Origin of the sequence: Undibacterium sp. TC4M20W, assembly GCF_049340245.1 — a bacterium.
GTDB lineage: Bacteria > Pseudomonadota > Gammaproteobacteria > Burkholderiales > Burkholderiaceae_D > Undibacterium.
Genome location: NZ_JBMPPI010000006.1, coordinates 242260 through 264424, shown reverse-complemented (window position 1 = coordinate 264424; position 22165 = coordinate 242260). Strand labels below are relative to the sequence as shown.

General features: G+C 50.6%; 21 protein-coding genes. 3 read left to right on the top strand and 18 right to left on the bottom strand.

The genetic code is table 11. From position 1 onward, the window contains the following. Positions 1-2 precede the first annotated feature (2 nt). From ACO0LL_RS10765 to can, 3 genes are all read right to left on the bottom strand, one after another. Positions 3-1550, bottom strand: a complete 1548-nt coding sequence (locus ACO0LL_RS10765; protein ID WP_422950861.1) for a cryptochrome/photolyase family protein — start codon at positions 1548-1550, stop codon at positions 3-5. A 26-nt stretch (positions 1551-1576) separates the two neighbouring features. Beyond that, positions 1577-1744 (bottom strand): DUF2256 domain-containing protein, encoded by a 168-nt coding sequence (locus ACO0LL_RS10760; protein ID WP_422950860.1) that lies wholly within the window; start codon positions 1742-1744, stop codon positions 1577-1579. 126 nt (positions 1745-1870) lie between these two features. Then, positions 1871-2539, bottom strand: a complete 669-nt coding sequence (can, locus tag ACO0LL_RS10755; protein ID WP_422950859.1) for a carbonate dehydratase — start codon at positions 2537-2539, stop codon at positions 1871-1873. Between the two features lie 185 nt (positions 2540-2724). On the opposite strand from can, the gene ACO0LL_RS10750 reads away from it, so the two are divergent. Next, entirely contained in the window at positions 2725-3420 is a 696-nt protein-coding gene (locus ACO0LL_RS10750) for a hypothetical protein (RefSeq protein ID WP_422950858.1), read from the top strand. Between the two features lie 42 nt (positions 3421-3462). Here ACO0LL_RS10750 and ACO0LL_RS10745 read toward each other — a convergent pair whose 3' ends face one another. The 3 genes from ACO0LL_RS10745 to ACO0LL_RS10735 form a co-directional block, all read right to left on the bottom strand. Continuing rightward, positions 3463-3966, bottom strand: a complete 504-nt coding sequence (locus ACO0LL_RS10745) for a hypothetical protein (RefSeq protein WP_422950857.1) — start codon at positions 3964-3966, stop codon at positions 3463-3465. 119 nt (positions 3967-4085) lie between these two features. Beyond that, entirely contained in the window at positions 4086-5222 is a 1137-nt protein-coding gene (locus tag ACO0LL_RS10740) for a hypothetical protein (protein WP_422950856.1), read from the bottom strand. After that, entirely contained in the window at positions 5222-5932 is a 711-nt protein-coding gene (locus ACO0LL_RS10735; protein WP_422950855.1) for a glutathione S-transferase N-terminal domain-containing protein, read from the bottom strand. The genes ACO0LL_RS10740 and ACO0LL_RS10735 overlap by 1 nt, the downstream gene beginning before the upstream one ends. A gap of 165 nt (positions 5933-6097) precedes the next feature. Between ACO0LL_RS10735 and ACO0LL_RS10730 the strand changes: the two genes are divergently transcribed. Together ACO0LL_RS10730 and ACO0LL_RS10725 are read left to right on the top strand one after the other, a co-directional pair. Continuing rightward, a complete protein-coding gene (locus ACO0LL_RS10730) occupies positions 6098-8260 on the top strand; it encodes a gluconolaconase (RefSeq protein WP_422950854.1) in 2163 nt (720 codons plus the stop codon). A gap of 74 nt (positions 8261-8334) precedes the next feature. Then, complete coding sequence (locus ACO0LL_RS10725; protein WP_422950853.1) at positions 8335-9075, top strand: hypothetical protein; 741 nt, start codon at positions 8335-8337, stop codon at positions 9073-9075. A 22-nt stretch (positions 9076-9097) separates the two neighbouring features. Here the strand turns inward: ACO0LL_RS10725 and ACO0LL_RS10720 are convergent, their stop codons facing one another. The 12 genes from ACO0LL_RS10720 to dnaJ all read right to left on the bottom strand — a co-directional run bounded on the left by ACO0LL_RS10720 (position 9098) and on the right by dnaJ (position 22082). After that, complete coding sequence (locus ACO0LL_RS10720) at positions 9098-9910, bottom strand: TOBE domain-containing protein (RefSeq protein ID WP_422950852.1); 813 nt, start codon at positions 9908-9910, stop codon at positions 9098-9100. Between the two features lie 6 nt (positions 9911-9916). Continuing rightward, positions 9917-10516: a nitrogen fixation protein NifQ gene (locus tag ACO0LL_RS10715; RefSeq protein ID WP_422950851.1), complete on the bottom strand. Its 600-nt coding sequence runs from the start codon at positions 10514-10516 to the stop codon at positions 9917-9919. 12 nt (positions 10517-10528) lie between these two features. Beyond that, positions 10529-11071, bottom strand: coding sequence for a molybdopterin-dependent oxidoreductase (locus tag ACO0LL_RS10710; RefSeq protein ID WP_422950850.1), 543 nt, complete (start codon positions 11069-11071; stop codon positions 10529-10531). 8 nt (positions 11072-11079) lie between these two features. Continuing rightward, positions 11080-13107 (bottom strand): TonB-dependent receptor plug domain-containing protein, encoded by a 2028-nt coding sequence (locus ACO0LL_RS10705; RefSeq protein WP_422950849.1) that lies wholly within the window; start codon positions 13105-13107, stop codon positions 11080-11082. Positions 13108-13162: 55 nt separating this feature from the next. Further along, a complete protein-coding gene (locus ACO0LL_RS10700) occupies positions 13163-13879 on the bottom strand; it encodes an ABC transporter ATP-binding protein (protein WP_422950848.1) in 717 nt (238 codons plus the stop codon). Between the two features lie 24 nt (positions 13880-13903). Beyond that, positions 13904-14578 carry a molybdate ABC transporter permease subunit gene (modB, locus tag ACO0LL_RS10695; protein ID WP_422950847.1) on the bottom strand — a complete coding sequence of 225 codons (675 nt, stop codon included), beginning with the start codon at positions 14576-14578 and terminating at the stop codon, positions 13904-13906. Between the two features lie 16 nt (positions 14579-14594). Then, positions 14595-15353 carry a molybdate ABC transporter substrate-binding protein gene (modA, locus tag ACO0LL_RS10690; RefSeq protein ID WP_422950846.1) on the bottom strand — a complete coding sequence of 253 codons (759 nt, stop codon included), beginning with the start codon at positions 15351-15353 and terminating at the stop codon, positions 14595-14597. A gap of 192 nt (positions 15354-15545) precedes the next feature. After that, positions 15546-15755, bottom strand: coding sequence for a hypothetical protein (locus tag ACO0LL_RS10685; RefSeq protein ID WP_422950845.1), 210 nt, complete (start codon positions 15753-15755; stop codon positions 15546-15548). A 528-nt stretch (positions 15756-16283) separates the two neighbouring features. Next, a complete protein-coding gene (locus ACO0LL_RS10680) occupies positions 16284-16490 on the bottom strand; it encodes a hypothetical protein (RefSeq protein ID WP_422950844.1) in 207 nt (68 codons plus the stop codon). 468 nt (positions 16491-16958) lie between these two features. Next, complete coding sequence (locus ACO0LL_RS10675) at positions 16959-17561, bottom strand: chalcone isomerase family protein (RefSeq protein WP_422950843.1); 603 nt, start codon at positions 17559-17561, stop codon at positions 16959-16961. A gap of 70 nt (positions 17562-17631) precedes the next feature. Next, positions 17632-20610 carry an EAL domain-containing protein gene (locus ACO0LL_RS10670; protein ID WP_422950842.1) on the bottom strand — a complete coding sequence of 993 codons (2979 nt, stop codon included), beginning with the start codon at positions 20608-20610 and terminating at the stop codon, positions 17632-17634. 350 nt (positions 20611-20960) lie between these two features. Then, entirely contained in the window at positions 20961-22082 is a 1122-nt protein-coding gene (gene dnaJ, locus ACO0LL_RS10665; protein ID WP_422950841.1) for a molecular chaperone DnaJ, read from the bottom strand. Between the last annotated feature and the right edge of the window lie 83 nt (positions 22083-22165).

Sequence of the window (22165 nt, the reverse complement as noted above, 5' to 3'; positions counted from 1 at the left end):
ACTTAAAGATCATCGAGCCTGGCACGTATATCTGTTGCCCTGCCGCGCAGTGCCTGCAAGACGTCTTTATCCATTTTCCTGAGTTGCGGATATACCATGCCTATGCGTGGGTTGCTGGATAACTTGTCTTCATTACGCGCAAAAAAATCCCAGTACAGAGCATTGTAGGGGCAAGCATTATCGCCAGTGCGCTGCTTTTTATCATAATGGCAGCCCTTGCAATAATCGCTCATCTTGTCGATATAGGCTGCGGCAGATACATAGGGTTTGGTTGCCAGCATACCACCATCAGCAAACTGGCTCATGCCCAGGGTATTGGGTAGCTCTACCCACTCAAACGCATCGATATAAATACCCAAATACCAGCGATGGACTTGCTGTGGCTGCAAGCCCGCTAGCAAGGCAAAATTGCCTATGACCATCAGGCGCTGTATGTGGTGAGCATGGGCCTGCTCCAACGATTGCGTGATGGCGCTGGAGAGGCAGCGCATTTTTGTTTTACCGGTCCAGAACCATGCTGGCAATTCTGCCTCATGGCCAAAGAAATTATGTTCTTCATAGCCTGGCATTTGCGCCCAGTAAATGCCGCGCACATATTCTCGCCAGCCCAGTATCTGGCGTATATAACCCTCTACTGCAGGCAGGGCGGCATGGCCGGCCCAGAGTGCAGCCTCGACCTTGCTGACCACTTCTTGTGGCTGCAGCATTTTGACATTCAAGGCGAAAGAAATCAGTGAATGAAACAAGCGCCATGACTTGCTGCTCATGGCATCCTGGAACTCGCCAAAATGCGGCAAGGCATGCTGGATGAAAGCATCAAGTTGCGCCAGTGCTTCTGCCCGGTTCAGCGGCCAGGAAAAATTAGCCGCATTCGCCTCACCAAAACTATTGATGCCTGCCTGCTGTATGGTTTTCCATAAGCCTGAATGATCATGCCGAGGCCGGAAATCAGCAGGCTCCCAGGGTATGCCGGGCCAGGCTTTGCGGTTGTCGTGGTCATAATTCCATTGCCCGCCGACTGGTTTGTTGGCTTCTTCCAGCAAGACCTGGTGCTTGACCCGCATGTAACGATAGAAATTTTCCATCAACCATTTTTTGCGGCCTTCAAACAGGATGGCGGCTTCATCACGGCGGGTAAAAAAATGTTCACTGCTACGCATGCGGCAATTGACCTTGCTGGCATCGCTGTAAGCAGCGAGTTGTGCATCGAGTCTGAATTCGTCAGGCTCCTGGTATTCAAATTGACTGCACTGATAACGTGCCAGCAGCCAATCAAGATTGGCTGTCAGGGATTGGGTATTATCTGCATCATCAATAGTCAGGTAATGCAGGCGATGGCCAGCAGCCTGGAGTTGTGCAGCCAGCTCGCGCATGGCGGCAAAGATAGCGATAATTTTTTGCGCATGATGGAGGACGTAATCTGTCTCCTGACGGATTTCCATCATGACATAGACGACATCGTCAGAAGTTTGGTTAAACCAGCTATGCGCAGGATAGAGCTGGTCACCGAGTATCAGGCGCAATGTCGTTGCAGGTGCAGTAGATTGCATGGCGCTTTCCGATCTGATAACGGCTCTCAAGTCTGTGGTTTGGCACTGCGATTGCTTTGGCTGTCGTTGCGGCAGCGCTGGGAACAATATTTGACCTCGTCCCAGTTTTTTTCCCATTTCTTGCGCCAGCTAAATGGCAGGCCGCAAGTCTGGCAAAGCTTGCTGGGCAGGTCGGCCTTTTTCCGCATTTTCATCTAAATTTCATCTGAATGCCATCTAAATTAAGGCGGTCAGGAAGATGCCTTGATCTTGCAATTGGGGCGATGGCTGCATTCAGCAGCCATCTGTTTCATCCGCGACCGATTCCAACAATGGCGCCTTTATTGATCGTAACGTGTCAGGCTGGCTGCGTGATGCGTAGCCAGTTCATCAACAGAACTGATGGTCATGCCAAGTTCGCTCAGCAAACCGTCGCGCAGGCCATATACCCAGCCATGCACAGTCAGTGGCTGGCCACGTTCCCAGGCATCTTGCACGATGGTGGTGCGGCAGACGTTGGCTACCTGTTCAATGACATTGAGCTCGCACAGTCGTTCACTTCTCTCTTGCTCTGAGAGAACCTCACCCAGGTATTTTTCATGTTTCTGATGCACGTCCTGGACATGGCGCAGCCAGTTGTCAGCCAGGCCGACACGGCGGTTGGTCATGGCGGCATGCACACCTGAGCAGCCATAATGGCCACAGACGATGATGTGTTTGACACCGAGTACGTCAATCGCGAATTGCAATACAGAAAGACAATTGAGGTCTGAATGCACGACCACATTGGCGATATTGCGGTGAACAAACAGTTCGCCGGGCAAAAGGCCCAGCAATTCATTGGCTGGAACACGGCTGTCAGAGCAGCCTATCCATAAGTATTCAGGGCTTTGCTGTGCCGCCAATGTCTTGAAGAAATTGGCGTCTTTTGCCGTGATGGCAGCAGCCCACTTGCGGTTGTTTTCAAATAATTGCTGTGGAGTCAATCCTGTGTTGCTTGTTGCGTTCATGCTCTCGCCCATTTATTTTAGACAGGCGAGATTCTACCTGCAATGCGAGCTTGCTGCATGATTAGGCCATAATATATCCGGGCATGGTCTATCTGACATGAGCAAAATATTCATATTGCACAGCTGGCCTGTATCAGCAATACTTGGCAAAAATTAATGTCCAGCACTGGATTTGGAGTTCATGCATGATCCCAGACAAGTATGGCAAAACAGTGGCAAACTGGCTTGTCACATTCAGCATTTTTTACCTCAGTGCAATCTGCCCTGCACAAGCGCAGCAAGAGAGCCTGCGCATAGCCACCTTTGGCCAGGGCGGCCCCATGGAAAAAGCCGCCGCCGTACACCTGACTGAATTTTATAAAAAACTCGGCGTGCGGATCGAGTTCGTCAACCTGCCCGGCAACCGCGCCCTGCAGGAATCCAATAGCGGGCGTCTGGATGGTGAGCTCATGCGCAAGGCCGGGCTGGCTGTGGAATATCCCAATCTCCTGCAAATCATGGTGCCACTGGCAACCACCAATACCGTCGCCTTTGCACTCGATAAAAACATCGACCTCGACAAAGGCTGGGCCAGCCTCAAGGAACATACGTTTTCTTATGAGACTGGCACCAAGGTCATAGAACAAAACACCCAGGGCTTCAGCACCGGCTATGCCGAGCACAATATCAAGGCCGCCTTCCGGCAGATGCTGAACCGCCGGGTAGAACTGATCGTCATTGATGAACAGGCAGGTTTGCAACTGGTCAAAGAGATGCAGCTGGAAGGCACGGTACATATGCTTACTCCACCCATCAGCACGATACCGCTCTATCATTATCTGCATAAGAAACATGCAGACCTGGCCAGCAGGCTGGAAACCCTGTTGCGCAAGAATCATTGATACAGACTGATACGCTGTTTTGCAGTCAGCGTATTTGATCAATCAATGACAAAATTCCTTCATCATTTCATTCAATCTCAATGGCAGCCCGGCATCCAGTCTTTGCTCATCGCTTATCCTGGGGTTGATAGTACACACCTTGAAAGGCGTTTTTGACACCAGTTCCAGCCCATACTCCCTGGGGATGCCGCTGGCCTTCAGATAGCGCTCAATACGGCTAACCATACTTCCGGCTTCCTCCAATATACCCAGCCTGGCCGCCTTGCGTGACATAAAGAAACCCAGCAAATGATTTTCCTGTGAACGCCAGTTCTCATTTTCTTCGGATTCGCCACCGGTATTGGTGTGCTGAAAAACCCGAGAGACCAAAGCAAAATCCCTGGCGTTCCACGGCAGATCATCAACCATCATTTCAAACAGACGCATGCGGTTGGCAGCGTCCGACTTCAATTCAGCCGGTCTGTCATAGACATCACCGCGTTTAAATAGCGTACGGGTTTTTTGATCTTCCTGATAAATCTTGTCGATTTCGGCAGACCTGCTCATGCTTTCAGCGCTGGCAACAGCGTGGAAGGTGAGAACAAGCAATAACGGTCCGTTTTTTAAGATATTCATCGTATTTTTGTTTGCTCATATCAGGGAAACGGCGGGGATACGGACAAAACTCAAGGTGCGGCTTCGAAAGCCAATGTCTTACCTGCCCCGCGCCACTGCCCCAGTAACTTATTACCTTCCCGACGATAACTGATGGTGGCGCTTGGTTTGCCCTTGCCGTCAAATTCAGTCAGCTCGGTTACATCCTTCTTGCGTACTACCTTGAGCGGTATGGCCTGGCGATGCCTGTCATAAAAGTAGCGCGAGCTTGAGTAATATGCACCTTCAACACTATCTGTGAGCATCAGGGTAATCGGCGTGTTGCCATTGATCTTGCCGCGAAAAAACTGGGCATAGGGATTGATGTCAGCAATTGCTCCATCCCCCTCGCCTAGCAAAATATATTTTCCATAGTTGCTGAGGTAAGTAGTCAACTGCGGTGCCTTGAGTGTCATGACCAGATTACCCAGATCATCAATGGCACGGTTGGCATGTGCTGAACATGTGCCGCTGTCAAAACTGAGTGCACCATCAAGTATGCTTATCTGACCAGGATACTTCAGATACAAATCGTAGAGGCTGCCAGATTTGGTATAGCGTTCTTCCAGGCAGCGCTCGTATAGCTCGATCTGGTCAGCTACCGTTTCTTTGCCGCGCTCTTTCGTCGCCTTGTTGGACAATTTCTCCAGACGTGCTATTTCTGTACGCAAACGCCGGGCATTGGTTTTTTGCGCAAGTATCGCCAGGGTCTTTTTACCAGACTCGCTTAATAACTCCACAGGCGTGATGACACGCCCTGTCCTTGCATCAAAGTCAAAACGTATTTCATTCAGGCTGCAATATGCGCCACAGCCCTCAGTACTGACTACGATGGCATAGTGTCGCTTGCCATTCAGCAAACCAGAGGATGCTGGCTCCATGGATTCAAGAGGAAGCTCCAGCTCTATCAGTGCAGTATTTGCAGCAGTGTCCTCTTTTGCAGGTGGCAAAGTATTCAATAACTGTATGTGCAAAAAGTTATTGATACGATCTGCCACCTGCCTATCCTCGGTTGAGATGAAAGGGATGGTGAGCTCTACCTTCTCCCCCGAGGAATTCTTGCTAACATACTTGAGCGGTTTATCACTGACGGTCGCGCCCAGGCAAGTGCCAGAAAATAACAAGGCACCGCCAAAGAGACTGAAGAGGCTGATATTTTTAGCGAACATTATCCGCGAGACGGTATCAACAAGCCTCTCTGCACTGCCGGGCGCCCTACAAACTCGGCCAGGGCGCGTTGTACATGCGGGAAGTCATTGATACCTACCAACTCACCTGCCTCATAAAAACCGATAAGGTTGCGTATCCAGGGGAAGATCGCGATATCGGCGATGGTATAGGTATCGCCCATGATCCACTTGCGGTCTGCCAAACGCTGGTTGACGACGGCCAGCAGGCGCGTGGACTCTGCCACGTAGCGGTCGCGCGGGCGTTTGTCTTCATAGGCCTTGCCAGCAAATTTATTGAAGAAACCAAGCTGACCAAACATCGGGCCTATGCCACCCATCTGGAACATCAGCCATTGCAAGCATTCATAACGCTCTGCTGCATCTGTGGGGATGCACTGCCCGGTCTTGTCTGCCAGGTAGATCAGAATGGCACCAGATTCAAACAGCGCCAGTGGCTTGTCGCCTGGGCCTTGCGGGTCAATGATGGCGGGGATTTTATTGTTGGGGTTCAGCGACAAGAATTCTGGCGAAGTCTGATCATTGGTCTCAAAGCTGACCAGGTGCGGTTCATAGGCCAGACCGATTTCTTCGAGCATGATAGAGACTTTCACGCCATTCGGTGTCGGCAATGAATACAGTTGCAGGCGTTCAGGATGCTGGGCTGGCCATTTTTTAGTAATAGGGAAATTATTGAGAACAGAGCTGGACATGGTGTTTCCTTCCTGGGTTGATCTGGTAGCGGCCTTTCAGGCGCAGAAACCAGATGCTAATCCATTTATGAAATTCCTGCGCAGGGCCAGAATATCCATGATGGCATGTACAGAGCATTTAAGCTAAGCTGCATGGCTTGTGCCGTACATACTATTATTTGCCTCATGCTCAGAACCATCCTCACACGCCTGCTGTTTGTTATTGCCTTGATCGCCATAGTCCTGGGGCTGGCACGCTATCTGGGCAAGGACAATAGTGATATTGCGCCAGACAATTTGCTGGTGAAAGTGGGCGTGATCAAAAAACCGGCAGCAACTTCATTTGAATGGCAAGCCGAGCTGGATGTATATGCAGGCTTACCTGATGTCGACAACAGTTATTTCTCTGATCCTTACGCGGTCGCGATAGACAAGCAGGGCACTATTTTTGTCAGTGATGCGGGTGAGCATAACCAGATCTTGAAGATCAGCACTGATGGTGCAGTTGCGCCCTATGCCGGTTCTGTCGAAGGCTTTGTCGACGGCAAGGCTGATCAGGCGGCTTTCAATACGCCATCTGGCATAGCTCTCGATGGCAAGGGTAATTTGTTGGTGGCTGATACTGGCAATCACGCCATACGCAGCATCAGCCCTGAAGGCATGGTGACTACATTGGCAGGCAATGGCAAACCCGGCTATCGTGATGGTGCAGGTGCTGAGGCACAATTCAATGGCCCGGTGGGTATAGCTGTAGATGCTGCTGGCAATATCTACGTGGCAGACACCTACAATGACCGCATACGCAAGATCAGCCCTGACGGCCAGGTCAGCACACTCGCTGGTGGCAATGGCTCGGGTTATCTGGATGGAGCAGCAGCCACTGCCCTGTTTGATACGCCAACAGGGCTGGCACTCAATAGCAAGGGCGACATACTCATCGCCGACAGCAAGAACGACGCCATCCGCAGGCTGAGCAAGGATGGACAAGTCACCACACTGGCCCGTGCACTGGATGATGAAGAAAAACCCCTGATGCGCCGCCCTTTGAGTATCATTGCGACATACGACGATCATCTGTACGTGGGCGAAGGCGGCAAGGGGCGCATCATACAGATTTCTCCCACAGGTGAAATGCGTGGTGTGACAGGAGTGGGTATCAATTTTGATGCCGGAGATGAAAAGGCCATACGTTTCTTGCAGCCCACAGGCATAGCGCTGAATGACAAAGGTGGTCTGCTGGTCAGCGATTCCGCCCGTCTGCAATTGGTGAGCCTACACGCCAAAGGCATGCCTGACAGCATGGCCGGGCAAAAACCGGCAGCGCCAGCCAATGTGCAGGAAATAAAAAATACCCGTCTTGATGACGAGATCAAATCCTACCCATGGCCTGTCAAGCCGCAAAAATCACCGCATGAAGTCGTCGGTACCATGGGTGAAGTGCGTGGCAATTATGATGGCGAAAGCCGTGATCACTTTCATGGCGGCCTTGATGTGCAGGCAAACATGGGCACAACCGTGTATGCCATCGCCAGTGAAAAAGTACGCGGCACCAGCAGTAGCTGGGGCTACGCTGGTCTCAGCGAAGGCATCAAGCTCGACAGCATGGCTTACATCCACATGAAGGTCGGGCGCACCGCCAAAGACGCGCTGATCGATGACGATAAATTCCAGCTACAGACGTTGGCAGATGGCAAACCCTATGCAGTGCGTGTCAGACGCGGCACCCGCTTCAAGACTGGTGAAGCACTGGGCAGTATCAACCGCATGTTCCATGTGCATCTGGAACATAATCATGCGGGCCTCAAAATCAACCCCCTGCAACTGAACTTCCCCGGCCTGGTCGATACCGTTGCACCACAGATAGAAGACATCACCATCATCGATGGCAGCGGCAAAGAGATCAAGGACAAACAACAGGGCCGCCTGCTCCTGTCCAGCCAGGTCAAAGACTATGGCATCGTCGTTGATGCCTATGACCAGGTCGATGGCAATGCCAAACGCCGTCGTCTGGGTCTGTATCAGCTAGGCTACCAGCTCTTATATACCGATGGCAGCCCCGTGCCTGGCTATGAAACCCCACGCATGACGATGGAATTCAATGCCCTGCCACCTGACCGTGAAATGGTCAAATTATTGTATGCAGAAGAAAGCGGCATCACCGTGCATGGCGCAAAGAAAACCCGGTTTTTGTACATGGCCAGCAATACGGTCAAGGATGGCATTGCTAAAAAAGGTAGCTGGGATGTCAGCAAGCTGGCGCCTGGCGATTATGTCTTGCGTATCCATGCGGCGGACTTTGCAGGGAATGTGGCTAAGGATAATCGTGACCTGAGATTCACAGTGGAATAATGCTTTTGCAAGCACACAATAGCTAAGCGTTTAACAATTACCTACCGCATTAAAGATATTATCAATTCTTCACGATGAAGCATATTCACATAGTACGTTTACTTTTTCTCGCTGCCTTGACTCAGCTAACTTGCCCTGCATTGGCAGAGATAGTTCCAGAGCCATCTTGGCATGGGATGGTTTCGTTCGGCAAATACCAGCCAAAAGAACCCAAATCGCTGGCAGATATCCCACAGCCTGTAGCCGCAAGACTTATTGAGCACCTGAAAAAACGCCTGGGTGAAGTGCAATATGCACGTTTGAAATTTGCAGGCGGCCAATTGATAGACGCAAAAGAGTTACGTAAAACAGAGCCAAACTCCAAGGACTATCAATGGGAAATCCCAGCCTATATATTGCACTTTGATCTTGAACTACCAGGAACACCCAAAGTCATTTTCCCTGCCGAAATCTGGCTCAAGTCTGACGCGAGTGTGCTCAAGGAGATTAACCTGCCTGCTTATGCGAATTCACCAAACAAGCAAGTGTTTCATTCTTTCAGAGAGTTAACAAGCGTCGTAGCCAGAAAAGGTTTTCTCGAAAAAAACCTGGCTTTCATACACGAACAAGATGAAGACGGTGCCATCATCAAGAAAGGCTTGCTCGAAAAGGACATGACCGCCAGGCTCAGGTACTATGAAAAACTTGATACCTTGGCCTGGGAATATACCAAGATATTATCGGACGATGGCTACACCAAAAACATGAAATCTATTTTGGTCAATGCGTATTCAGGGAAAATTATACGGACCATAAAGTCCTATTCTATTCGTTGAAATGAGCCACCAGACTTCCCCCTCAACCCGCCACACCCAGTATCACGCTCGAAGCCTTGAACAAGCCAGTCACCGTGCCACCTACGACCAAGCCCATGCTGGTCGCGCTTTCATTGGTGATGATGGCGGCCAAAGTCGCACCACCTGGCAATTCAACCACCACTTCAGTATTGACTGCGCCTGGCAGGATGCGGCTGATGGTGCCTGTGAGTTGGTTGCGGGCTGAGAGCCTGGCTTTGGGGTCCTCTTCCATGAGGATGATGGAAGACGCTTTGATGAGTGCAAAGGCTTCTGCACCAATTTGCAAACCCAGCTCCAGCGTACTCTCATGAGTGATGATGGCGACAATCTTTTGGCCGCCGGCTATTTCGAGTTCTATCTCGTCATTGATGGCACCGGGTTTGACCTGGCTGACTTTGCCAAGGAACTGGTTGCGTGCGCTGGTTTTCATATTCATTTTCCTGATGAGTAAAAAGTCGTCGGCAATGCCTACGGCCTGCCGATCTAGCTGGGCGATGAAGTCGCGGTGTTCCTGTTCTATGATCCTGAAATTGCTGACCAGTTGTTCGCCGCGCTTGGTCAGCCTTGTGCCACCGCCACCCTTGCCACCTGTCAGGCGTTCTACCAGGGGTTCGCCTGCGAGATTGTTCATGGTGTCGATGGCATCCCAGGCAGCTTTATAACTCATTTTGACGGCTTTTGCGGCTTGGGTAATCGAGCCGCTTTCTGCCAGTTGGGCAAGCAGTGCAATACGGCCCTTGCCACCAAAGTTTTCACCATCGACTGTCATCCATACTGAGCCTTGCAGGGCGATGGATTTATCTTTCGCTGCCATGTTGTGCTATGCCGTAGTTGCTGAATCTGGAAAGCATACATGGAAGTCGTCGCAATGCGTACATTTTGGTGGACGTAAATCGTCTTTGCCTTGTTTGCGGCCCGGTTCGGCAAATAAAAAACGCTTCCATTTGAGATTTTGGGTATTCGCCAGATACAGCTCGGTGAAATAATCACGCATCAGCGTGGAGACTGCCTCGCGGCCTGGTACTCCCAGGTCTTGCCACAGGTGGCGACTGCCAAAGCTGGCGGCAGCAATGGCGCTGGCCAGCCAGCTGGCGTGCCGTACATTAACTGACACAGCTTGATGATCTAGCAGTAGCTGTTTCAATTGCATGAATTCGACAGGCGCGCTTTGTAGCAGAGCATGATACTGCTCACCTGATAAGTTCATGAGTATCTTGGCATCTGACATGCCGGGTTCGGGAAAGCCACTTGCCAGCATCACCAGCAATTCCTGTTGTGGCAGGCCCAGGGTCAAGGCGAACAATGGCAGTTCGCCTTCTTTTGCATGCCTGAGTACACCAGCAATTGCCGTGTGCAAATAAGCTGACGCTACATGCGGCTCGCTATGCTTGCGGATGAAATGCAGTTGCTGGCTATCCATGATGAGCTTTTTTTATTCGCTGATCTTTCTGACTTCCAGGGACTTGAGCCATTTGACATGGCGCGGGCCAGTACGTATATCCTTGCCGGAAATCATGGCGATGCGCCCTTCTTCATCTGGCAGGGCCTTGCCATCTTTTTCAAAGAAGACCAGCACGTCCTCGCCGACGGCGGTGTTATAGATTTCACTCCATGAATAGACGACCTTGTAGCCATCGGTGGCGGTAGCGATGATGATGGTTTTTTTGACGTCATTGTGGTCACGCGCAATGACAGTGGCTTTGTCGAGCAGGTCGCGCAGGAGCACGCCTTTGAAATTTTCCAGCTTGCCTGCATTCGCACCATTTTGCCTCGTCAGCGGCAATTCACTGATTTGTTGTACGGGGAATTTTTTCAAGTCTTCCACGGTCAGCATCAGCGGTTTTTCAACTGCGCCACTGATGTTCAGGGTCTGGCTCACATATTGCGAAATATCGCCAGGCTTGTCATGTGAAAAGGCGGCAGGTGCGTGTAAGAGTATGAGGGCGAATGCAGTGTTGCTCAGTATCTTGAACATGATGATCCTTAAAAACGGTAATTCAGGTTGGCAAACCACATACGGCCAGCATTGGGGAAACCGTCTGCCAAAGCATAATTCTTGTCTGTCAAATTGGTGACGCCTGCTTCCAGGTTCAGGTTCTTCATGGGCTGGTAAGCCAGCTTCAACTTGAGCGTGGTAAAACCCGGCAATTCCAGAGTATTCGATACCCAGCGGCTGCTATTGTTTTCTACATAGGCGGTGATATCAACTTGCTCCATTGGATGCAAGGTGGCATGGGCGGTCATTTTATGGCGCGGTATATCGGTCAGCCGTGTAGCAGGGTTGCTGATATTCTTGAGCTCAGTGAAGGTGTAATTGCCACCGAGTTCCAGCCATTGATTGACATTGCTGCTGAGACCTGCTTCCAGGCCACTGATCCTGACCTTGCCGGCATTTTGCATTTGCGATTTAGTGCCAGCGACGTTGGCAACAGTCTGGATTTTATTACTGACATCGCTATAGAAAATCGCCGCCTCAGCTTTGGCACCCTGCCATGGCTGGCCCTGGTAACCGACTTCCATATTCAGGGCACGCTCAGGCTGCAAGTCCGGGTTTTCTATGAAGGTGCCCAGGCGTTGTGAATAGCGGTCCTTGAGTGTGGGCAATCGGTTCTTTTGCGCGATGCTGGCATACAGGCGTGCGCTATTGCTGAGCGTGTAGAACAGGCCTGCCTGCGCATCTGTCGCCGACTGTGTACGTGGCAGGGAATACGGGTTGCCGAGGCTGAAGACACTGTCCGGCCTTAACTCATGCCTGCCCAGGCCCAGCGACAACAACAAAGACTGGCTCAGTTGTATATTGTCTTCTGCCGCAATCGACATCAGCACGTCTTTAAAGCGAGTATTCAGCGTACCAACACCATCGAGCTCTTTATGTTCATCGGCCTTGTAATGGCCTATCAGGCGCAGGGTATGCGCTGAAAAACGCGTGGATTCCAACGTAAGCGATGCGCCATTGGTGTGGTCATCATAAATACTGCGACCTGTATTGACACTGCCCGAACCGGAAGTCTTGAGCGTGGTATAGCTGTCGTTGGTATAGGTATCGACTTCATTGCCATAGCTATCGTGGTAAAGCCTGAGCTTGATGCTCTCATATTCACCCAGCATGGTATTGGAAATGAAGTACAGACTTTCCTTATCCCAGTAAGGCCATTTCCAGTAGCGCGCTGCTGCTGGCACGGTGGATGGTGGCTGGCCCTTTTCGCCATTTTGTTTGTAATAGCTGATGGCATATTCATCACCGGCATTTGGTGTCAAACCCAGTTTGAAGGAAAACTTGCTGTCCTTGCGGTAGGCATTATTGCGTGAGCCACCGTTCTCGCTGCTGGTCGGGACAAAGTCGCCAGACAGCGGGAAAGTGTCGCTCTGCAGATAAGACAAAGCAGTTTGCCAATACCAGATACCCTGTTTGCCACCAAGATTGACGGCTGCCTGCCGCTCACTGCCGCTGCCCAGGCTAACGATGGCATCCCCCTCCAGCGCTGCCCTGGGTTTGCGCGAAATCAGGTTGATCGCGCCACCTAAAGTATTAGGGCCATACGTCATGGAAGAGAAACCCTTGGCCAGTTGTATCGCTGCCAGGTCGGCTGTCGTGAAACGGTTGAAATCCACATAACCGTCATAGGGTACATAGACCGGGATGCCATCAATGAATAGAGGCACCTGGCGGCTATCGAAACCACGCACGGCAATGGTTTTTTCATTGCGGGCATTGGTTGAAAGACTGACACCTGAGAGCAGGTTCAGCGCGTCACCGATGTTATTGCGGTTGTATTGCTGGATGTCTTTGGCAGTGAGCACAGAGGCAACTTGGTCACCCGTCTCGCCTACTTCAGTCTGAGGCAAGCGCTTTGCGGTCACCAAGACTGTACCCAGTTCAAAAGCTGAGGTCTTGTCTTCGGCTGCCTGAACAGACTGGCTTTGCATGGCCAGAAGAGCAAGGGCAATGCTGGTGGCAAGCAGGCCGGGATTGAGTCTGTGTAATGGAGATTGTTTGAAACCTGACAACATAGCTACCTTCAAAAAAACGTTATAGCAACTTGTATATAACGATGGTTAAAAATTTTTATGCGGCGCTGAATATGCTGGGTGAGCCGGATGAACCTGCAACAGCCAAACTTGTTTGCAGCTTTCCATCCTGCAGGTTCAGCACATGCTCACCAAACACCTGGGCATCTTCTGCATCGTGGGTGATCAGTATCATGGGGATATTCAATTGTCTTTGCAAACTGTCCAATTCTTTGCGCATGCCGATACGCAAGGGCTGGTCGAGGGCTGCAAAGGGTTCATCGAGCAAGAGTGCACGTGGCTCAGCGATCAGCGCGCGTGCCAGGGCGGTTCTCTGCTTTTGCCCGCCCGATAATTCGTGCGGCATTTGCCTTGCCAGCGCTTTTATGTGCAGGGCTTCTAGCCAGTAATCGACCTTCTCATCCTGTACTTTGGCGGAAGGATTACGCCAGCCGTGACTAAGGCCAAAAGCAATATTCTGGGCCACGTTCAGGTGCGGGAACAGGGCATAGTCCTGGAACAGGTAAGCCAGCTGACGGCGCTGTGGTGGCAGGTTGATACGCGCAGTATGGTCAAACAGGGTATTGCCAGCCACATGGATATAACCAATATCGGGTGTCATCAAGCCAGCAATAGCCTTCAGTACCAGGCTCTTGCCAGCACCGGATGGGCCAAGTATGACGAGACGCTGGCTATCGCTGCGAACCACGACATCAAGCTCGAAACAGCGCTGGCCGGATCGCAGGGTCTTGTGTATGTGCAGGTCAAATTGCATTTTATTTGCTCATATTCAAAGGCGTCAGATGCGGTTGGCGATACGGCCGGGCGCCAGTTTGCCCGCCAGCAGCAAGACCACAATACAGACTGCCGAAGTCAGCAAGACCAGGGTATTGGCTACATCGTCCTGCCCGGCCTGCACAGCTTCATAAACCGCAATCGATAAAGTCTGGGTCTTGCCGGGTATGCTGCCCGCCACCATCAGGGTGGCGCCAAACTCACCCAGGGCGCGGGCAAAGGCTAGCAAGACACCGGCCAAAATGCCACGCCATGCGAGCGGTAAAGTCACGCGGAAAAACACGGCCATTTCAGAAACACCCAACACCCTGGCCGCCTGCTCCAGTTGCCCATCGACCGCTTCAAAAGCTGCTCTCGCCGGTTTGAATACCAGCGGGAAGGCAACGATGGCTGCCGCAATGACAGCGCCCTGCCAGGTAAAAATAAAGCTGAAACCGAAATGATCCTGCAACCATGCGCCGAGCGCGCTACGCCGCCCCAGCAAGACCAGCAGGTAGTAACCAAGTACCGTAGGTGGCATGACCATGGGCAGGGTCAGTATGGTATCAAGCAGGTCGCGACCAAGGAAGCGCTTGCGTGCCAGCAGATAGCCCACGCCTATGCCAAAAATCAGGTTCAGCAGCGTGGCCCAGCCCGCGACTTTCAATGACAATAGCAGGGCTGTCCACGCTGGATTCATCTATAGCCTTATTTTTTTACGGCTTCTGGAAACCGTATTTAGTCAGGATAGCCTGGCTTTGCGGCAAGAACAAAAACGAGATAAAACGCTTGGCTTCTTCCCCATTGTTGCTCGCCTTGATTTTCGCAACAGGATAAGTGATAGGCATGTCCAGCGGTACTTCCATGGCGACCTTGACCTTATCCTTCATGATCGCAGCATCGGTCGCATACACAAAGCCGCTCTCGACTTCACCACGGGCCACATAATCGAGCGACTGGCGCACGTTCTGGGTATAGATGGCCTTGGCTTCCAGTGCGGGCCAGAGCTTTGCTGCCGTCAACGCATGCTGGGTATAACGCCCGACCGGCACGCTGGCAGGGTTGCCGACGGCAATGCGCTTGACGCCAGCCTGGCTCAAATCTTCCAGACGCTTGATGGGCAAGGTGCTGTCTATGGGCGCAATCAACACCAGAGTATTTTTAACGAAATCACGGCGGTCAGCAGGAATAACCAAGCCCTGCTTTTGCGCTTCATCCATGCTCTCCTGATCAGCCGAGGCAAATACATCGACCGGCGCACCTTTGGCAATTTGCTGCAGCAACGCACCAGACGCACCAAAATTCAGCGATACCTTGGCTTCAGGATATTGCGCCTGATAATTTTGCGCGATTTCCTTAAAGGCATTGGTCAAGCTGGCAGCGGCAGAAACTGTGACTTCTGCAGCAAGGCTGCTGGCAGAAATTGTGCAGAAAGCAATACTGGCAACGAGTTTGCCCAGGGTCTTGATTTGCATAAGGTATCCAGAGGGAAATGAGGAACAAGAAGCGTAATATACACTTATATATAGCGACTGAGAAATAAGCAGATTTGAATACTTGATATGTGTCACGAAAATACCCGCTTCCCGGTATTTCTGCGCAAAATAATCATGTAATTTTTACAGGAATGAGCAATTAAAAATGCATGGGTCTGCATCTACCTGAGCCTACGCTATCATTAGTTCCAATCCATGATCAATTGCATAGCTTATTCCATCCATCAGTTCATTTATGCGCTGAAAAAAATCTTCAGGCACACCTACTTTGAGGTCGCCATCAGTCCAATATTTTTCTAATTGTTCTACTTCATTTTTAAAAAGAACTAAATTATCAGAAGAGAGTATCAACCCTTGTTCAAAATCTGCGTTTTCTGTCAATGTAGAAATAATTGGTAAATTTAATTTGCGCCCGACAGATTCCCATTAAATATCAATAGTCCCTGCTGTTCCTAAGAAAAAATCAAGTATTGGTTCATCAGAAGGAGAATCACCAAAAATAAATATGTTGTATGCCATTTTTTGATAGTCTTTATCTGGAAAACTTGGATCAGGTCTTACACTGGAACATACTTAAGCAGTTCATTGCCTTTGATGTTTATACATAGTGAACCCAAAAACAGCGCCTTCTGCCATGGAATACTCACCTGAGCGATACGGCTGGAAAATTCCTACGTTATCGTCAGCACATTTTTCCTCTAGCTACGATTAGTGCTTACGTAATCGTATGCATGGCTAACCATAACCCGTCATGATGCATGAAAGATAGCATCAGACATCCATGCAGCTCTTTTTGGGATGGATAAAGGGCAGCCAGGGACAAGCTGAGACTATTTGTTATTTGCGGCTCATCATTCGTACGATTACGTAAGCACTAATCGTATCTACATGGGCTGGGTAGCATCACAATTAAGTTTTTTGAATATTTAACTCATTCCATAACGGAAATAATCCAATTTCTTCCATGTACGTACCAAAGTCTGTAAATGGTGCTACGCCAATATCATGTAAGGTAAACCATGAGGCCTCACATTCTTGGCACACATATATATCTTTCCCAGTTTTATTTATCTGTGCTTTGGCTACATCGCCTTGCTCACATCTAGGACACAACATCTAACGCTCCTGATTTATTAAAATGAGTAGACTGTGATAATTTTATTCGTGTCGGGGCGAACAATAATTTTAATATTGGCCTGCCCAAAAACTGGAGCAGGTATTACCTTACAGCATATTTAAGCAATTCAATGCCTCAGGTGTTCAGGTATAGTAAGCCGAAAAAAAAGCGACTTCTGCCATGGAATACACACCCGAGCGATACTACTGGGCAATTGCCACCTTATCGGCAACACATTTTTCCTGATATATACCGCACCTGCAAGCTCTAATCGCAGAGGGCCGACCATAATCAAACACAGCATGTTTTGCAAAATGCATGAGTGTAAGACCTGCTTTCCTTTTTTCCGCTCCTGCTACAAGTTGCTCAAGCACTCAATGCCAACTGAAGCACGCGAATGGCACAGACGTAAAAAAACGCAAAGACTTGCGTCCCTGCGCTTTCTGTTTACTACCGTAGCTGACAAATCAGCGACCGCGCGTATCTTCCTCAGCCAGCATGGCTTTCTTGAGGCTGCGATCTACCGGGGATTCACCCAGCCAGATACGCAGCAAGGCATTGTAGAAACCGAGGTCCGGGTAAGGATCGCCCATTTTCTTGCCATTCAGTGCTACGACGGTGCCGACACCGGGTATCCAGTCATTGGTCATGACATCGCCTTTTTTGAGCTCAGGCACGGAGGCAAACAATTCACCGAAACGGATGAATTGCGAAGTCATTTTGGACTTTTCTGCCTTGTCGGTGTTTTGTTGAATACCGGTCATGAAACCACGACCGAATTCTTCATTACTGAGGTCGCGCAACATGACGATAGTCACGCGGCGTGGCCCTTGTGATGCCAGTACTTCTGGCACTGTGGTCTTTTTCTCTTTCAGATACAGTCCCGCTGCATAGACTTTGAAAATGGCCTTGTAACGTATGCCTGCACCGTTCAACTTCAGATCAGTGCCGCCTACTTGTACGTTTTCATCAAACTTAACCCCGGCAACTTCGGTGGCACTGGCTTGCACACTCATGCATACGGCCAGCGCCAGACCTGCCAGGCGCATTACTGTTTTGTTCAATCGCATTTGTCTCCCCTTTTATTTTAATACCACTTGAAAACTGCCCGCCTCGCTTTGGGTTACGAAGGCGGTGCCACTAGCTTACCTGAATTTCAACTTTTGGGCTGTCGGCTTTTTGCAGTGCGTGGCGGGCACTGATGAAGCGGTCAAATTCGTCTATGGGAATGGGTTTACAGAACAGGTAGCCCTGATAAGCCTGGCAACCGGCCTGCAGTAAAAATTCGCGCTGCTGTTCGGTTTCCACACCCTCTGCAATGACGTTCAAATCGAGGCTGGCACCGAGGCTGATGATGGTGCGCACAATGTTTGCATTGTTCACATCGTCAGGCAGATTATGCACAAAACTGCGGTCTATCTTGAGCTGTGTCAAAGGCAAACGTTGCAGATAAGAAAGGGATGAATAACCGGTACCAAAATCATCCATGGAAAAACCGACGCCGAGTTTCTTGATGGCATGCATTTTTTCTATGACGATGGTGACATCTTCAAGCACCACGCTCTCGGTCAGTTCCAGTTTCAACAAGACCGGGTTGGTACCAGTCTCATGCAAGATGCGTTTGACGTCATCGACAAAACCCGGATGGCGGAACTGGCGGGCACTGACATTGACGGCCAGTTGCATACCGGATTTAACCGGATCATCAGCCCAGATGGCGATTTGCTTGCAGGCTGTTTCCAGTACCCACAGGCCTATCGGCAGGATAAGGCCGGTTTCTTCTGCCAGCGGGATGAAGTCCAGCGGCGACACCAGTCCGCGTGCAGGATGATGCCAGCGCAGCAATACCTCCGCCCCTATCGGGTCGCCGAGCGCACTGACCTGCAATTGATAATGCAGGACAAACTGCTTGTGCATGAGGGCATGGCGCAAATCGGTTTCCATCGCAGTGCGGAATTCCAGCGCTGCCTGCATGCTGGGGTCAAAGAAGCGCACACTGTTTTTACCGAGTGCCTTGGCCTGGTACATGGCCATGTCGGCGCGGCGCAATAATTCATCAATGCCGACTGCTTCGCTGCCAAACATGGTGATACCTATACTGCCTGAACTTTCATAATCAATATGCCCAAGATTGATGGTCTGGCTCAGGGTAATACGGATTTTTTCTGCAACGTTTTCAGCCAGGCCGGCAGCATATTGCAGGTCTTCATGCAAGCCTTCGAGCAAGACCACGAATTCATCACCGCCAGTGCGCGAAACGGTATCGTCTACCCTGACACAGGCATGGATGCGCTTGCCTATCTGGGTCAGCAGCAAGTCGCCCATATTATGGCCCTGGGTATCATTCAGGGTTTTGAAGTTGTCCAGGTCTATCATCAAAATCGCACCATAACGCAGATGCCTGCGGCTCAGCGACAAGGCGCGCGCCAGCCTGTCCAGCAAAAGACGGCGATTCGGCAAACTGGTGAGCGGATCAAAGAAAGCCAGTTGATGGATTTTTTCTTCCGAGACTTTATGCTCGGTGATGTCATTGAAGGAGCCGACATAATTACTGACCTTGCCGTCTTCATCGAGCACGGCAGATATCACCAAGCGCTCGGAATAAATTTCACCATTCTTGCGACGGTTCCACAATTCGCCTTGCCAGCGATGATTGCGGCGTATTTCTTCCCACATCTGGCTGTAGAAAGACTCGTCGTGGCGGCCCGATTGCATCAACCTGGTGCCCTGCCCTACAGCCTCGCTGGCTTCATAGCCTGTGATGCGGGTAAATGCCTTGTTGACGCGCAAGATGACCAGATTGGCATCGGTGATCAATATGCCTTCTTCGGTTTCAAAAGCCATGGCGGCAATTTCGAGTTCCTTGTCGGCCAGCTTTTTGTCTGTGATGTCACGCAACAGGGCAACGTATTGCTGCAAAACATTTTGCTGGTCATACACGGGGGTCAGCAATAACTCCAGCCATAACAACTGGCCATTGTCGGCCTTACGGCTGTATTCCAGCGTCAGTGGTTTTTGCTCCTGATTGTCTTGCGCCAGCATGGTGGCAACAGCAGGTGTGAATAAGTCGCCGAGTTTTTTTTCATATAAGGCGTGCTCAGCATATCCGCTTAAATGACAGGCAGCTTCGTTGACGTAGTTGATATGACCATCACGTGCTGCAATCATGACGCCTTGCGATGTTGCGCTCAGGGCTTCATTGCGCAGGCGTAGCAGGGCCTCGCTTTCCCGCAATTCTTCGGCATTGAGTTCGCGCTGACGGCGCTTGATGGTCGATTGATAGCTGAGCATCCATGCCATCAGGCAGACAATGAGACCAAAAACCTCGATGAATCTGGATAGCCTGGTCGTGCCTTGCCAGCCGCCATGTGGCAAGGCAGCCAGTTCCCAGCTACCGCCCGGCAAGATGATGCTCTGCCTGACGGCATCGCCGGCAAACAAATTGGCTTCACCGAGAAATACTTCACCCTTGCTACCCTTGGCATCGCGGCCACGTATGGCAAGACTGATTTCATTTTGCACTTGGGCGATGCCAGCCTGCTCCATCAATTGGTCATAATTAACGACCATGGCGATAGAGCCCAGGAATTCGTCGCGGTTTTCATGCTGATAAACAGGAATGCGTACCACCAGCCCGACGCCGCCCTGCACCAAGGTCAGTGGCCCGGCTATCTGTATGGTGTGTTCTTCTATCATGCGCTGATAGACGGGCCATTGCTTGGGCAACTGGCGATAATCCACGCCAAGGATTTTTTCATTGCCTTTGTAGGGATACACATAACTGGCCACCGTACCCTTGACGAGTACCAGATTGCGTATGCTGGGATTGGCACTGGCCACTTCTGTCGCCAACACCTTGAATTCTTGCTCAGTCAGGCTGGGCTTGGTGGCGAAAGTGACAGCCAATACCCGGGCGGCAGAAATATTCGAAGTCATGCCGGTGCTGAGCTTGGTGCGCAAAACCACCAGTTTTTCTATGATATCGACTTTTTGCTTTTGTATTGCCAGTTCGCGTTCATTATTGTCCAGGGCCCACAAACCCAGGAACACAATCAGAGCCACGCCCAGAGCAAAAAGCCTGGGATATCTGGATGACAAGCCGATATATGATTTATCCATCAAGGCGATATAAGTCCTGAAAACAGGCTGAATGTGACGCTTTCTTGATTTAAGCCATTTTAAGCCATTGCTCGCTGCTGATTTTCCTTACTTTTTTCTTACTTTTTCCTTGCTTATTGAAGCCCGCTTCTGGTCTGTCTTTTAACTCAGGAGCAACAATATCCTGCTCTCATCATAGTAGCAGAATGCCATATGAGTGACAGGCAGAATTACACCCTTGATGTGCAAGAAATGGTTAAGCTGTCTGGCAGCAACAAAAAAGCCTGCCCAAACAAGTTTGAACAGGCTTTTTCAGCTTATTTTGCAGGTCTTTTTGCAAAATAATCAGGATGCGGCTTTATTCTGCAACGTCATTCAAAGAATTTCTTGACCTTGTCCATCCAGGTTTTACTTTGCGGATTGTGCTTGGAGCCGCCTTCTACCGTCAGCTTTTCAAAGTCACGCAAGAGTTCTTTTTGTTTTTCTGTCAGTTTCACCGGTGTTTCGATGACAACGTGGCAGAAAAGATCACCCGCATAACCAGAGCGCACGCCCTTCACACCCTTGCTGCGCAGGCGGAAAGTCTTGCCTGACTGGGTACCTTCAGGCACGGTGAAAGATGCCTTGCCACTCAGGGTTGGTACTTCGATATCGCCACCCAGTGCTGCCTTGACAAAGGAAATCGGGATTTCGCAATGCAGGTCATCACCTTCACGCTGGAATACCGGATGCTGCTTGATATGGATTTCCACATACAAATCACCAGGCGGACCGCCATTGACGCCTGGCTCACCATTGCCGGATGAGCGTATGCGCATGCCGTCATCAATACCAGCTGGTATCTTGACTTCCAGGGTCTTGTTACGTTTGATGCGACCAACGCCGGAGCAGCTAGGGCAAGGGTCAGGAATCATCTTGCCTGTGCCATGACATTTAGGGCAAGTCTGCTGTATGCTGAACAAGCCTTGCTGCATGCGTACCTGGCCATGACCGGCGCAAGTAGTACAGGTAACCGGCGAAGTGCCTGGCTTGGCGCCAGAACCGTGACAAGTCTCGCAAGAATCCCAGCTAGGTACGCGGATGGTGGTATCAAAACCGTTGGCAGCCTGCTCCAGTGAGATTTCAAGGTTGTAGCGCAAATCGGCACCACGATATACTTGCGGGCCCGCATTACGGCGACCGCCACCACCAAAGATATCACCGAAAATATCACCAAAGGCATCCGCAAAACCACCTGCGCCACCACCACCGCCGCCACCCATATTCGGATCGACACCGGCGTGACCATAGCGGTCATAGGCATCGCGCTTCTGGCTGTCGGAAAGCATCTCGTAAGCCTCTTTGGCTTCCTTGAATTTTTCTTCCGCGACCTTACTGTCCGGATTGCGGTCCGGATGGTATTTCATCGCCATTTTGCGATAGGCCTTCTTGATTTCTTCTTCAGTGGCGTTTTTGCCTAACTCAAGAATCTCGTAAAAATCACGCTTCGCCATCTCTTGTTAACCTCAGTATTGTTCTTGAACTTAAGTCTAGGACTTCAGCATAAACTTAAGCATAAAACTTAAGCGCAAACGCC

Coding starts and splice junctions, on each gene's coding strand:
- ACO0LL_RS10765 (WP_422950861.1), bottom strand. CDS start 1,550: ATGCAATCTACTGCACCTGCAACGACATTGCGCCTGATACTCGGTGAC.
- ACO0LL_RS10760 (WP_422950860.1), bottom strand. CDS start 1,744: ATGAAAATGCGGAAAAAGGCCGACCTGCCCAGCAAGCTTTGCCAGACT.
- can (WP_422950859.1), bottom strand. CDS start 2,539: ATGAACGCAACAAGCAACACAGGATTGACTCCACAGCAATTATTTGAA.
- ACO0LL_RS10750 (WP_422950858.1), top strand. CDS start 2,725: ATGATCCCAGACAAGTATGGCAAAACAGTGGCAAACTGGCTTGTCACA.
- ACO0LL_RS10745 (WP_422950857.1), bottom strand. CDS start 3,966: ATGAGCAGGTCTGCCGAAATCGACAAGATTTATCAGGAAGATCAAAAA.
- ACO0LL_RS10740 (WP_422950856.1), bottom strand. CDS start 5,222: ATGTTCGCTAAAAATATCAGCCTCTTCAGTCTCTTTGGCGGTGCCTTG.
- ACO0LL_RS10735 (WP_422950855.1), bottom strand. CDS start 5,932: ATGTCCAGCTCTGTTCTCAATAATTTCCCTATTACTAAAAAATGGCCA.
- ACO0LL_RS10730 (WP_422950854.1), top strand. CDS start 6,098: ATGCTCAGAACCATCCTCACACGCCTGCTGTTTGTTATTGCCTTGATC.
- ACO0LL_RS10725 (WP_422950853.1), top strand. CDS start 8,335: ATGAAGCATATTCACATAGTACGTTTACTTTTTCTCGCTGCCTTGACT.
- ACO0LL_RS10720 (WP_422950852.1), bottom strand. CDS start 9,910: ATGGCAGCGAAAGATAAATCCATCGCCCTGCAAGGCTCAGTATGGATG.
- ACO0LL_RS10715 (WP_422950851.1), bottom strand. CDS start 10,516: ATGGATAGCCAGCAACTGCATTTCATCCGCAAGCATAGCGAGCCGCAT.
- ACO0LL_RS10710 (WP_422950850.1), bottom strand. CDS start 11,071: ATGTTCAAGATACTGAGCAACACTGCATTCGCCCTCATACTCTTACAC.
- ACO0LL_RS10705 (WP_422950849.1), bottom strand. CDS start 13,107: ATGTTGTCAGGTTTCAAACAATCTCCATTACACAGACTCAATCCCGGC.
- ACO0LL_RS10700 (WP_422950848.1), bottom strand. CDS start 13,879: ATGCAATTTGACCTGCACATACACAAGACCCTGCGATCCGGCCAGCGC.
- modB (WP_422950847.1), bottom strand. CDS start 14,578: ATGAATCCAGCGTGGACAGCCCTGCTATTGTCATTGAAAGTCGCGGGC.
- modA (WP_422950846.1), bottom strand. CDS start 15,353: ATGCAAATCAAGACCCTGGGCAAACTCGTTGCCAGTATTGCTTTCTGC.
- ACO0LL_RS10680 (WP_422950844.1), bottom strand. CDS start 16,490: ATGTTGTGTCCTAGATGTGAGCAAGGCGATGTAGCCAAAGCACAGATA.
- ACO0LL_RS10675 (WP_422950843.1), bottom strand. CDS start 17,561: ATGCGATTGAACAAAACAGTAATGCGCCTGGCAGGTCTGGCGCTGGCC.
- ACO0LL_RS10670 (WP_422950842.1), bottom strand. CDS start 20,610: ATGGATAAATCATATATCGGCTTGTCATCCAGATATCCCAGGCTTTTT.
- dnaJ (WP_422950841.1), bottom strand. CDS start 22,082: ATGGCGAAGCGTGATTTTTACGAGATTCTTGAGTTAGGCAAAAACGCC.